We start from the raw sequence: 13,751 nt of genomic DNA, 5'->3' as shown, positions 1-13,751 counted from the left end.
TAAAACTATCCTTACTTTAAATTTCCGTATTGTATCAAGTATACCTTAATGTTAAACTTTATCTAAGAATAAAAATTTACAAATTCAAATACAAGGAGATTTTTTATGTTTATTATTACTTACAAAATACCATTTCAAAATGTAGATAATTCTATTGAAAAACTACAATTCAATGATATTTTTAATGTATTTTACGAAAGTCCATTAGAAATAACTACAGATGAATTTGGATATGGCTATATAGAAAAAGACGATGTTATTATTGATTTTAAAGTAGCCTTTGATGGTGAAGAAAATGATCTTGATAACTTTACAAGCAAAGTTAATTCTATTCTTGAATTAATACCGGATAATACAGTTGAAGAAAATTATACTTATGAAGAAACATATTTTCCTGCTATACATATAGATGATACTTGGGTAATAGCTTCTCCTGAAGAAGATTTTCCTGAAAAACAAAAAATAAATTTCATATCTCAAGGTGCTTTTGGAACTGGAATGCATGAAACTACTCAAGATATATTAAGATATATCTTATCACAAGATTTCAGTGGATTAGATGTGTTGGACATAGGAACTGGTTCTGGTATACTTTCATTAGCTACAAGCGTTAAAAATGCTAAAAGAATCTGTGCTTTAGATATTAGAGATGTACATGAAGAAATAGAATTTAACTCTTCTTTAAATGGAATTACTAATATCGAAACATTTGTTGGTGATGCTTTAAGCAATGAAGTTGTTATCGAAGGTAAATTTGATTGGATATACATAAATATAGGTGGAGAAGAAACTGAAATGTTTATGGATTATATAAATGATCATATAAAAGAAAATGGTAAACTTTTAGTTTCAGGATTAGTTGAGTGGAGCTTTGATTCTGTTAAAGAAAAGGTTGAAGCTAAAGGCTATGTAATAGAAGATAAGATTCAAACAAATGAATGGCTTACAGCAATATTTAATAGAAAATAATTATATTTTTTTAGTACCGTGTTGATACATGCATAAGCAAAGTGGACTGAGTAGTGAGACTTAAGTATACTAACACAAATATTGTTAGAGTCCAATTACAATGCCACTTCACTTATTGCATATATCAATATCCATTTAAAACATAGCCTATTAATTTAATTATATATCCATTTATTTTATTGTTTGTATTTTTTATTTAAATATATATCATGTTAATCACATGTTCAAGTAATAAGTGGAATTGGATTTTCGATTTAAATACATCTCATGTTAATGTTAACCTAACATCATTAGTACTTATACTAAGCTTTTTATTTTTAAAATATATATTCCTTAATCCTCTGTAATTCTTAACATCCTATATCCTATACCTATATGAGTTTGAATATATTTAGGTTTTGAAGGTTTTTCTTCTATTTTTTTTCTTAGCGTTGCCATAAAAACACGTAATGATGGTGTATCATTAGGTAATGTATTTCCCCATACTTCTTTTAATATAAAATTATGAGTAAGTACTCTTCCTACATTTTTAGCTAAAAGACATACTAATCTATATTCAATAGGGGTTAAATGAACCTCTTTATCCTTAATAAATAAACACCTTGCTGCATAATCAATCTTCAACTCTCCATTAACAAATAAATTATTGTTTTCTCCTTGTCCACCATTAACATAATTAATTCTTCTTAAACTAACACGTAGTCTTGCTAGCAATTCTTCAACACTAAAGGGCTTAGTTAAATAATCATCAGCCCCACAATCAAGAGCTTCAATTTTATCTCTATCTTCGCTACGTGCACTAACTACTATAATTGGAACATTTGACCATGTACGTATTTTCTTTATAATTTCTAACCCATCCATATCTGGTAAACCCAAATCTAATATAATAATATCTGGTACATAGGAAATAGCTTCTCTAATTGCAGTTTCACCTTTTTCAGCAACATGATATTTATAATTTTGAGTTTCTAATGTTATAGTAATTAAATTTCTAACAGCTTTATCATCTTCTACAACTAAAATTTGTGGTTTATTCACTATACACAACCTCCTCACATTGTAACGTAAAAGCAAATACAGTTCCATTAGGTTCATTATTTCTTACATAAATTTCTCCGCCATGAGCATTTATTATGGACTTACATAAAGATAGTCCAAGTCCAAATCCCCTTCTTCCATCTCCACGATTATTATTTAATGTAAAAAACATATCAAATAATTTTTCTTTCATTGAATCATCAATTCCATTTCCATTATCACATATTTCAATTAAAACCATATCCCTTTTCTTTTTCCCAATAATTTTGATATTAGAACCTTTAGGCGTATATTTTATAGCGTTATTTACAATATTTATTATTACTTGAATAATTAATCCAGAATCCATTTTGCCCATTAATAATTCGTCTTCAACTTCAATTTCAATATTATACTCAAAGCTTTCTCTATTAATATGTTTAAGTGCTTCTTGTATAACTTCATCTATTAGTTCTGGTTGTAATTTTATATTCATTGTACCATTCTCAATACGAGTTACAGACAATAAATTTTCTACCAAATTAATAAGCCACATAGAATCATCATAAATATCTGTATATAATCTCTGTTTTTTATCTTCATTTAATATTTTAGAGTTTCCCATTAAAATTCCAGCATTTCCTGACATACTTGTAAGAGGTGTACGTAAATCATGTGAAATAGCTCGTAGTAAATTAGATCTTAATTTTTCTTGCTCTGCTTTCATATAAATCTTATTTTTAGTTTCATTTATATATTCTTTTTCTAAAGATAAGGCACTTTCAGCCAAAATTGCAATTAGCAGATTCTTTTTAAAAGAATCCAAAGTTTCATTTCTATCAAATGGAATTGCTACTACTGCAAATGATTTTTCGTGATTTCGTATGGCTAAATAAAGGCATTTTGATCCTGGTAAAGTATTGGTTGTTGCCCCTGCATGTTTTTTATTCTTAAATACCCATTGGGCTACAGCTTGTTCATCTTCAGTAATAAATTCACTTATATCACTTGTCCTCTTTTTTTTGAAAATTATTGGTTCTAAGAGTATATCATTATCTTCTGGATATAATATCACTGTTTTATCTAATAACTTTTCTATTTGAGCTACTATCTGATTAAAAATTTCTTCTTTACTTTTAGCCATCTGTAATTTTTGACTTGTCTCTAATAACACTTCAGTTCTATAAGATTTTTCAGCAGCTTGTTTTGCTTCTATCTTTACTCTAGTGGCTAATTTACTTGATATTATTGATGATATGAACATAACTAAAAATGTAATAGGATAACTACTCTTATCATAAGCTTGCAACGTAAATCTTGGATATGTAAATAAAAAATTAAATACTAATACTCCCAACACTGACATTAATATTCCGCAGCTTTTACCTGTAGTTGTAATAGATGTGAGTAACACTCCTAATATATACATATTTATAATATTAGCTTCACTATATCCTAAGTTATAAAAAAGTAGTCCAATCACTGTTATAACTGACAATATTACCGTTGTTTTAATTATATCCATTACAGTAAATTGAGGAATAATAGTAAATTTTTCCTTAGGATTTCTCTTATATGCCTTTAAATTATCTGGAATAATATAGATATCTATGTTTGGTGCAAATTCTGTTAATTTATCTACTAAAGTTTTTTTACTATTAAACCACTTTCTTTTATTATTTGATCTTCCAATAACAATTTTAGAAACACCACTTATTTTAGAATACTGTGAAATTTGACTCGCTACATCATCGCCATAAACAGTAGCAATTTTAGCACCTAATTGTTCAGCTAATTTTAAATTTTTTTCTAATATTTTTTTATTTTCTATATTAATCTCTTTACTATTAGAGGTTTCTACAAATAATGCTGTAAATAATCCATGAAATGCAAATGCCATTCTTGCTGCTGTTCTAATTACCTTTGAATTACTTGGAGAGCTTGATAAGCAAATCAAAATGTGTTCTTCTGTATAATACGTATTTTTAGTTTCTTCTCTATTATCCTCAATTTTTTTATTAACTGCATCAGCTGTACGCCTAAGCGCTATTTCTCTTAATGCAACTAATTTTTCTTTTGTAAAAAAGTTAATTAATGCTCTCTTAGCCTGAGTGGTTTTATATATCTTCCCTTGATTTAATCGTGCAATTAAATCGTCTGGCTCAATATCGACTAATTCAACTTGATTAGCATTGTCAAATATACTATCTGGTATTCTCTCTCTTACAGCTATTCCTGTTATAGATGCTACAATATCATTTAAACTTTCTATATGTTGCACATTGATAGTTGTATACACATCTATTCCATTGTTTAATAATTCTTGTATATCTTGATATCTTTTCATATGCCTACATCCATAAGCATTGCTATGTGCCAATTCATCTACTAAAATCAGCTCAGGTTTTCGCTTAATTGCAGCATCAAGGTCAAATTCATTTAAAGTTATTCCTTTATATTTCACGTTTAAATTTGGTAGCATCTCTAACCCACCTAAAAGTTCAAGGGTTTCTGCTCTAGTATGAGGTTCTATATATCCTGCTACTACATCAATACCTGAATTTTTAGCTATATGAGCTGCTTCAAGCATTGCATAGGTTTTACCTACACCAGCTGCATATCCAAAAAATATCTTTAACTTTCCTTGTTTGTTATTTTCATTAGAGGATATTTTCTTTAAAATCTCATCAGGCTCTGGACGTTCATGAGTCATATATTTCACCTCAGATATAATTTATTTATAAATAAATTATACTATAGCTAAAATAAATATTTTATAATTATTTGAACTATAGTATAAAGATCGTGTTAATATTTTATTTTCTCTTAATAAAAAGTTATTTTTACTGTTTTTACATAATATAAATCCTCTAAATATCTATTTTAGAATTCCATCAATAGCAAGATTAACTTCTAATACATTTACAGTTTTTTCTCCAAGCATACCTAAAAGTTTTCCAGAAGTATACTTATCAATAATTTTTTCTACATCCTTAATTGATATATTGTTATTTCTAGCAATACGATACGTTTGATATTTAGCCGCTGCAACTGAAATATGAGGATCTAAACCACTCCCTGAACAAGTAACTAAATCTACTGGAATTGCTTTTCCATCTTGTTCTGGATGATTTTCTTTTATCATATCAACTCTTTCTTGTATAAGGGCTTCATATTCTTTGCTAGCTGGACTCAAATTAGATGGTCCTGAATATGCTAATTTATTTCCATTATCATCTACAAACGTATCTGTATCAATATTCATAATTCTTCCCCAAAGATGTTTTTCATCACTATATTGTTGTGCTAACAGTACACTACCATATTTTTTACCATTTACTTCTATAATACTTCCATTAGCTTGTCTAGGAAATACTATTTGTGAAATTCCTGTTATAACTACTGTATATATGCCTCCACACAAAATAGTAAATATTATTAATATTATTAAAGCTTTTGGAAATACTGATTTAAACTCCTTCATTGTTAATCATCCTTTCTTTATACAAGACCAATTGCAGTAATTAAAAGGTCAATTATCTTTATAGCTATAAATGGTACTGCCATACCTCCCAAGCCATAAATCAAAAGATTCCTTGATAGTAATTTTCCTGCTGAAACTTCACGATATTTTACACCTTTAAGTGCCAATGGGATTAATGCTACAATAATTAATGCGTTATATATTATTGCTGAAAATATTGCACTTTCTGCACTGTGTAAATTCATAATATTTATTGCAGATAGCCCTGGATATAAACTAATAAATAGCGCTGGAATTATTGCAAAATACTTAGCAAGATCATTTGCTATACTAAATGTTGTTAAACTACCTCGTGTCATTAAAAGTTGTTTTCCAATTCTAACAATATCAATTAATTTTGTTGGAGATGAATCTAAATCAACCATATTCCCTGCTTCTTTTGCAGCTTGCGTTCCTGTATTCATTGCAACTGCTACATCTGCTTGTGCAAGGGCTGGAGCATCATTAGTTCCATCACCTGTCATTGCAACAAGATGTCCCTTTGCTTGAAAATCACGAATCATTTGTAACTTTCCCTCTGGAGTAGCTTCTGCTAAAAAGTCATCAACACCTGCCTCTGCTGCAATAGCTGCTGCTGTTAATGGATTATCTCCAGTTATCATAATTGTTTTAATACCCATTTTTCTCAAATCTGAAAATTTTTCTTGCACACCTTGTTTAATAATATCCTTTAAGTGAATTACCCCAAGAATTCTATCATCTTTAGATACAACAAGAGGGGTTCCTCCTTTATTAGATATTTTAGTTACTGCATCATCACATTCTTTACTATAATATCCACCTTTTGAAATTACATATTCTTTAATTGCTTCTGCTGCACCTTTACGAATTTCACTATTTTTAAAATTAACACCACTCATTCGAGTTTTCGCTGTAAATTGAATAAATTCTATATTAGCTTCACTTATATTTCTTCCTCTAATTCCAAACTTCTCTTTAGCTAATACTACTATACTACGACCTTCTGGAGTTTCATCTGCTAAAGATGAAAGTTGTGCAGCATCTGCTAATTCTTTCTCACCAATTCCATTTACAGGTATAAACTCACAAGCTTGACGATTACCTAAAGTGATTGTACCTGTTTTATCTAACATCAAAATATCAACATCTCCTGCTGCTTCAATAGCACGTCCACTCATTGCTAAAACATTAGCTTGATTTAAACGACTCATACCAGCAATACCAATAGCTGAAAGTAATGCACCTATAGTTGTTGGTGCAAGACATACCAAAAGTGCCACTAATGATGTCACAGAAGTAGGATTTACTACTCCTGCTTGATTAGCTGAAAAAACTGAATAGGAATATAATGAAACAGTAACTAATAAAAATATAATAGTTAATGCTACTAATAAAATTTGTAATGCAATTTCATTAGGAGTCTTTTTACGTGCTGCTCCTTCAACCATTGCAATCATTTTATCAAGGAAACTTTCCCCTGCCTCACTTGTAACTTCAATAACTAGCCAATCTGAAATAACTGTTGTACCCCTAGTTACAGCACTTCTATCTCCACCACTTTCTCTAATAACAGGGGCTGATTCTCCTGTTATCGCACTTTCATCAACAGAAGCGGCTCCTTCAATTACTTCTCCATCTGCTGGAATTTGCTCTCCTGCAATAACAATTACAAAATCCCCCTTTTTAAGTAGTGCTGATGAAACTTTAGTTATTTCATCTTTCCTTTCTAAAGAAGCGATTTTATGCGCTTCTACATCTTTCTTAGCTGCACGTAAAGAATCAGCCTGTGCTTTACCACGACCTTCTGCTATTGCTTCTGCAAAATTGGCAAACAACACAGTAAGCCAAAGAATTACAGTAATCCCTAATATAAAGCTAGGTTTTGAATCTCTAATTCCAACTAGTGAAACTACATATAATATAGTTGTTAGTATAGATGAAATATATACTAGAAACATAACTGGATTTTCAATCTGAGTTTTTGGAGAAAGTTTTATAAAAGAATCTTTAACAGCTCTTTTAATCATTTTTTTATTTGCAAAATTACCTTTATTTTTATTTTCATTCATATTGTGCCACCCCATTTAACCTAACATTTGAAAGAATTCAGCAATCGGTCCAAGCGCCAATGCTGGAAAGAAACTTAATGCACCAATAAGCAATACAACAAAAATTAGAAGACCTATAAACATGGCATTATGTGTAGATAATGTACCCACACTTTCTGCCACCTTTTTCTTTTTAACCATACTGCCTGCTATTGCTAAAGTAGCCATCATAGGAACAAAACGTACAAATAGCATAATTAAACCAATACTAACATTTAAAAATGGTGTATTTGCTGCAAAACCTGCAAATGCTGAGCCATTATTACCACCAGCAGAAGAGTAAGCATATAATACTTCTGAAAGACCATGTGCTCCTGAATTATTCAGACTGTTAACAGTCTCAGGTAATATACTTGCAATACCACTACCAATTAAAATAGCTATTGGTGTTGCTAAGCATACTAAAACTGCCATTTTCATTTCAAAAGGCTCTATTTTTTTTCCTAAATATTCAGGTGTTCTCCCTACCATAAGTCCTGCCATAAATACAGTAAGTATTGCAAATCCTAACATTCCATAAAGACCACAACCAACACCTCCAAATACAACTTCACCAAGTTGTATTAATAACATTGGAATCATCCCACCAATTGGTGTATAACTATCATGCATTGAGTTTACTGAGCCATTAGAAGCTGCTGTAGTAAATGTTGCCCACGTTGAAGATGTTGCAATACCAAACCTTGCTTCCTTCCCTTCCATATTACCACCGGGTTGATCAATCGTTGACAAATCAACTTGTCCATTCAATGCCATTTGTGGTGTAGCAACTTGTTCACTTATTCCAACAATCCCCATAGCTACAACTAGCATTATACCCATTGCTAAAAATATAGCTATTCCTTGTCTTTTATCTTTTACGTTTCTACCAAAAGTAAAACATAATGCTACTGGAATTAATAGTAATGAAATCATTTCAAATAAATTGGATATTATAGTTGGATTTTCAATTGGGTGAGCTGAATTAGTCCCCATAAAACCTCCACCATTTGTGCCAAGTTGTTTTATTGCTATTTGGCTTGCTGCTGGTCCAAGAGGAACAACTTCTTCTGTTACTACGGTTCCATCTTCAAGTGTAATAGGCTCTAATAAAGACACTGTTTCATATTGTTTAAAATTTTGTACAACGCCTTGAGATACTAATGCTAAGGATACTACTATTGAAAGAGGAATTAATATATAAAGTACAGTTCTAGTAATATCTGTCCAAAAGTTTCCTAATCCTTTTTGCTTAACTCTAATAAATCCTCTAATTAGTGCAAATAATACTGAAATACCAACTGCTGCTGAGACAAAATTTTGCACAGTTAATCCTATCATTTGCGTAAAATAACTTAATGTATTTTCACCTGAATATGATTGCCAATTAGTATTAGTTACAAAACTTACTGCATTATTAAATGCTAAATCCCAGCTTGTACCTGAAATCTTTTCTGGATTTAATGGTAAAAATCCTTGGCAAACATGTATTAGAAATAATACTATTAAACTAATAAGAGAAAATACTAAAACAGAGAGAGAATATTTTTTCCAACTCATGTCCTCATCTTTGTCAATATGAAGCATTTTATAAATAAAATTTTCACACGGTGTTAATATCTTAGATAAAAATACTTTTTCTCCATTCATAATCTTACCTATATAATTCCCTAATGGAATTGCTAATACTACTAATATCAAAATATACAATCCATATTGTAATACTAAGTTCATCATTATTTGTCACCTCTTAATAAAATATTTGTTAAATAAATAAAATATATAAATGAAATTATTCCTATAATCCCCACGACTATATGCATTTTTATTTCCCCCTTAGTTTTGATAGGACAAGTTTATCATGGAAAAAATTATAGTGGTGTTAGAGTTTACTTGTTTAGAATTAAGATTGTGTTAAGATTTTTATGTTGATATTATTTTTTATTCTTTATGTACCATTTCTTAAACTTTATCTAATTTATAATTTGAGTTATCCACAAGTTTTTTAACAATATAATTTCCTAAAATAAAAAGAGGACTCAAATTAATGAATCCTCTTTTCATTGGCTTGTAACAAAAATTATTCTATACAGCCTTATTTATATTTATTTTGCTATGTTTCAAATATGTGTTTATATATGCAATAGGTAAAATGGCATTTACTCAGTCCGATTTACTTATGCATATATAAACATTTTACTCGAACATAGGCATTTATTTTATAGGAGTCTCTTTTATATCCCAAATTTCATCACAATATTGTTTTATAGTTCTGTCACTTGAGAATATTCCTGCACTATAAAGATTAGCAAAACATTTTTTAGCCCACTTTTTAGTGTCCTTGTAATCTTTAAATACTTTATCTTGAGCTTCTTTAAAGCTCTCAAAATCTGCTAGAAGATAATATTGATCTCCTTCTTCTAATAATGAATTATATAAATCTTCAAAATCTTCAGTATTGCCATCATCAAAAGTTCCATCGATAAGAGTATCTAATACGTTCTTAATACTCTTATTTTTCTTATAATAAGTCATAGGATTATATTCTTCTTTAAGATCATCTATATCTTCAACTTTTAATCCAAAGATGTAATTATTCTCTTCTCCTGATTCTTGAACTATTTCTATATTAGCTCCATCATAAGTTCCAAATGTAGGAGTAGCATTTAACATGAACTTCATGTTTCCTGTTCCTGATGCTTCTTTTCCAGCTGTAGAAATTTGTTTAGATAAATCTGCTGCTGGGAATAATCTTTCTGCATATGAAACTCTGTAATTATGAACAAATACTACTTTTATTTTTCCATTTACATCTTTATCATTGTTTACAAGTTCTGCTATTTCATTTATAAATTTAACTATTGCTTTAGCTCTAACATATCCTGGGAAAGCTTTAGCGCCAAATATAAAGCTTACTTTTGGTATATCTAAAGATGGATTTTCTTTTATTCTATAGTATAAATCAAGGATATACATTGCATTTAATAATTGTCTCTTGTATTCATGTAATCTCTTAATTTGAATATCAAATATTGAATTTGGATCTAATTCTATTCCTTCTTCATCTTTAATATATTCTGCTAATTGCTTTTTCTTTTCAAGCTTTATATTCATAAGTTCTTCTAAAACTTTATCATCATTTTCAAACTTCTTTAAGTCTTTTAATAAATCTAAGTTTTTAACCCAATCTTCAGTTCCTAATAACTTAGTTATAAATTCTGATAATTCTTGATTACATAATCTTAACCATCTTCTTGGAGTAATTCCATTTGTTTTATTTTGGAATTTCTCTGGATATAATTTATACCAATCATTTAATTCCTTATCCTTTAATATATCAGTATGCAACTGAGCAACTCCATTTACTGCTTTTGATACAAATATAGCTAAATTAGCCATTCTCATTTGATCATCACCAATAATTCTAAGTTTTTTAATTTCTTTTTCTGTATATTTCTTAGCTTTTAATTCTTTTATTAATTCCTTATCAATTTTTTCAGTAATTTCTAATATTCTAGGGAATAATTTTTCTATTAATTCAACATCCCATTTTTCTAATGCTTCTGCTAATATAGTATGATTTGTATATCCAAAGAATTTCTTAGCATATCCTAGTGCCTTATTAAAGTTAATTCCTTCTTCATCAACTAATATTCTTATAAATTCAGGTATTGCAAGTGTTGGATGAGTATCGTTTAATTGAACGAAATTATATTCACTTATCTTTTCGAAATCGGTACCGAATTTTTCTATGTGTTTTCTAATAATATCCTTTAATGAAGCACTTACTAAGAAATATTGTTGACGTACTCTTAATATTTTTCCTTCATCATTTGAGTCATTTGGATATAACACTCTAGATATATCTTCTGCTCTATTTTTTAATTCTACTGATTCATCATATTTTTGTTCATTGAATAAGTAAAAATCAAATTCCTTTATCGGTTCACATTTCCATAATCTTAATGTATTTATATTTTTAGTATTATAACCTATGATTGGTGTATCATATGGTATAGCCTTAACTTTCATATCTTCAAATTCTACAACTTGAGCTTCGTTATCTTTTCTTATGCTCCAAGGATCTCCGTATTTTAACCAACTGTCTTCACTTTCAGTTTGAAATCCTTCATTTATATTTTGTTTGAATAAACCATTATTATATCTAATTCCATAACCATTTAGAGGCATATCTATTGTTGCTGCTGATTCCATAAAACATGCTGCAAGTCTACCAAGTCCACCATTTCCAAGACCAGCATCTTCTTCTATTTCTTCTACTTTGTTAATATCTATATTTAATTCTTTTAATACATCTTTCACTTCATCATATAAACCTAAATTTATTAAGTTGTTTCCAAGTGCTCTTCCCATTAAATATTCTGCTGAAAAATAATTTGCACTTCTTTTTTCATTATAAGCTTTAGTTGTATTATTCCAATCATCTACTATTTCTTCTAATATAGCTAATGAAAGAGCATTAAAGATTTGATATTCTTTAGCCTCTTCTAATCTTATTCCATATTTTACTTTTAAATATCTATTGATCCCTTGTTTTATATTTTCTCTATTCATTATTCTTCGCACCTTCCATACATTTTCGTTATCTTATGAATTTTTTCTGCTAATTCATCTGTAAATACATCTTTTTTAACTCTCCAACGCCAGTTTTCTCCGAGTGTTGAAGGAACATTGATTCTAGTTTCATTTCCTAAATTCAAGAAATCTTGTAGTAATGCTATTGATAAATAAGCTTTACTGCCCCATACACCTCTTATAAATCCCCAATTATATCCTTCTTCTTTATTTAATCCCAGATATTTAATTGCATATTCAATTTCTTCTTCAGTTCCTGTTTTCTCAAGCCATCCTCTAAATGTATTATTATCATGAGTGCCTGTATAAGCTATACAATTTTCTTCATAGTTATGAGGTAAATCTCTATTTTTAGCATCTCCTGAGAATGCAAATTGAAGAATTCTCATTCCAGGAAATCCTGATTCTTCTCTAAATTTTACAACTTCATCAGTTAAAAATCCTAAGTCTTCTGCTATAATCTTTATATCTCCAAGCTCTTTCTTTATTGCATTGAATAACTTCATCCCTGGACCCTTTACCCATTCTCCATTTTCCGCTGTAGGATCCCCATAAGGTATTGACCAATAAGATTCAAATCCTCTAAAATGATCTATTCTTATAACATCATATAATTTTGAACTTTGTTTCATTCTCTCTATCCACCATTTATAATTAGTCTTATCAATATAGTCCCAATTATAAATTGGATTTCCCCATAATTGACCTGTTACAGCAAAATTGTCTGGAGGACATCCTGAAACTTTTAATGGTACTAATGTTTCTTTATCTAATAAAAATGCCTTTGGATTTGCCCATATATCTGCACTATCTTCAGCTACATATATTGGAATATCTCCTATTATTTCAATTCCTAAATCATTTACATATTCCTTTAAATTACTCCATTGTTCAAAAAATTTATATTGTATAAACTTCCAATAATTTATTTCATCTTTTAATTCTTCTCTATATTTATCTAATACTTCTTTTTTTCTAAGTTTGATATCTATATCCCATTTTTGCCAACTCTTTAATTCAAATTTTGATTTAAGTGCCATATATAAAGAATAATCATCTAACCACTGATTTTCTTCTTCAAATTCTTTTAAATCTGTTGGTAAATTAAGTTTAAACCTCTCATATGCTTTTCTTAGAACCTTCATTTTTTCTACAAATATTAATCCATAATCAATATCTTCTTTATCTTTTCCAAAGTTCAAATTTAAATAATCTTTGCTTTTTAATAATCCGTCTTTTTTCAATAAGTTAAAATCTATAAAATAAGGATTTCCTGCAAATGCTGAAAAAGATTGATATGGTGAATCTCCATAACTAGTCGGTCCTATAGGAAGTATTTGCCAATATTTTTGATGTGATTCTTTCAAAAAATCTGCAAACTTATATGCCTCTTTCCCAAATGTTCCTATTCCAAATTCCCCTGGCAAAGATGCAATATGCATTATGATTCCACTACTTCTTCTCATTTTTTCTCCCCCTTATGTTTTTTATCATTTAGCTATGTTTTAATGAGGTGTTTATATATGCATAAGCAAAGTGGACTGAGTAATTGAACTTAGGAATACTAAAATGAG

Annotated in this window: 8 protein-coding genes; 1 reads left to right on the top strand and 7 read right to left on the bottom strand. The window is 29.2% G+C overall.

Going from position 1 to position 13,751, the window contains the following annotated elements; all coding sequences use genetic code 11:
• Window positions 1–105 precede the first annotated feature (105 nt).
• On the top strand, window positions 106–969 hold the full coding sequence (locus RYM86_RS15410) for a 50S ribosomal protein L11 methyltransferase (RefSeq protein ID WP_315081595.1): 864 nt from the start codon (window positions 106–108) through the stop codon (window positions 967–969).
• A gap of 333 nt (window positions 970–1,302) precedes the next feature.
• Here RYM86_RS15410 and RYM86_RS15405 read toward each other — a convergent pair whose 3' ends face one another.
• The 7 genes from RYM86_RS15405 to malQ all read right to left on the bottom strand — a co-directional run bounded on the left by RYM86_RS15405 (window position 1,303) and on the right by malQ (window position 13,643).
• Complete coding sequence (locus RYM86_RS15405; protein WP_315081594.1) at window positions 1,303–2,010, bottom strand: response regulator transcription factor; 708 nt, start codon at window positions 2,008–2,010, stop codon at window positions 1,303–1,305.
• Window positions 2,003–4,702 carry a sensor histidine kinase KdpD gene (locus RYM86_RS15400; protein ID WP_315081593.1) on the bottom strand — a complete coding sequence of 900 codons (2,700 nt, stop codon included), beginning with the start codon at window positions 4,700–4,702 and terminating at the stop codon, window positions 2,003–2,005. The genes RYM86_RS15405 and RYM86_RS15400 overlap by 8 nt, the downstream gene beginning before the upstream one ends.
• A gap of 165 nt (window positions 4,703–4,867) precedes the next feature.
• Window positions 4,868–5,473: a potassium-transporting ATPase subunit KdpC gene (kdpC, locus tag RYM86_RS15395; protein WP_315081591.1), complete on the bottom strand. Its 606-nt coding sequence runs from the start codon at window positions 5,471–5,473 to the stop codon at window positions 4,868–4,870.
• Between the two features lie 17 nt (window positions 5,474–5,490).
• On the bottom strand, window positions 5,491–7,563 hold the full coding sequence (kdpB, locus tag RYM86_RS15390; RefSeq protein ID WP_315081589.1) for a potassium-transporting ATPase subunit KdpB: 2,073 nt from the start codon (window positions 7,561–7,563) through the stop codon (window positions 5,491–5,493).
• Between the two features lie 15 nt (window positions 7,564–7,578).
• Complete coding sequence (gene kdpA / locus RYM86_RS15385) at window positions 7,579–9,318, bottom strand: potassium-transporting ATPase subunit KdpA (RefSeq protein WP_315081587.1); 1,740 nt, start codon at window positions 9,316–9,318, stop codon at window positions 7,579–7,581.
• Between the two features lie 477 nt (window positions 9,319–9,795).
• Window positions 9,796–12,156, bottom strand: a complete 2,361-nt coding sequence (locus RYM86_RS15380; RefSeq protein ID WP_315081586.1) for a glycogen/starch/alpha-glucan phosphorylase — start codon at window positions 12,154–12,156, stop codon at window positions 9,796–9,798.
• On the bottom strand, window positions 12,156–13,643 hold the full coding sequence (gene malQ / locus RYM86_RS15375; protein WP_315081585.1) for a 4-alpha-glucanotransferase: 1,488 nt from the start codon (window positions 13,641–13,643) through the stop codon (window positions 12,156–12,158). Before malQ ends, RYM86_RS15380 begins: the two co-directional genes overlap by 1 nt.
• Between the last annotated feature and the right edge of the window lie 108 nt (window positions 13,644–13,751).

Origin of the sequence: uncultured Clostridium sp., assembly GCF_963527835.1 — a bacterium.
Taxonomy (GTDB): Bacteria; Bacillota; Clostridia; order Clostridiales; family Clostridiaceae; genus Clostridium.
This window is presented reverse-complemented; position numbering and strand designations above follow the sequence as displayed.

What these genes read in the sequence shown, in the direction of transcription:
- RYM86_RS15410 (WP_315081595.1), top strand. Translation starts at nt 106, where the DNA reads ATGTTTATTATTACTTACAAAATACCATTTCAAAATGTAGATAATTCT.
- RYM86_RS15400 (WP_315081593.1), bottom strand. Translation starts at nt 4,702, where the DNA reads ATGACTCATGAACGTCCAGAGCCTGATGAGATTTTAAAGAAAATATCC.
- kdpC (WP_315081591.1), bottom strand. Translation starts at nt 5,473, where the DNA reads ATGAAGGAGTTTAAATCAGTATTTCCAAAAGCTTTAATAATATTAATA.
- kdpB (WP_315081589.1), bottom strand. Translation starts at nt 7,563, where the DNA reads ATGAATGAAAATAAAAATAAAGGTAATTTTGCAAATAAAAAAATGATT.
- kdpA (WP_315081587.1), bottom strand. Translation starts at nt 9,318, where the DNA reads ATGATGAACTTAGTATTACAATATGGATTGTATATTTTGATATTAGTA.
- RYM86_RS15380 (WP_315081586.1), bottom strand. Translation starts at nt 12,156, where the DNA reads ATGAATAGAGAAAATATAAAACAAGGGATCAATAGATATTTAAAAGTA.
- malQ (WP_315081585.1), bottom strand. Translation starts at nt 13,643, where the DNA reads ATGAGAAGAAGTAGTGGAATCATAATGCATATTGCATCTTTGCCAGGG.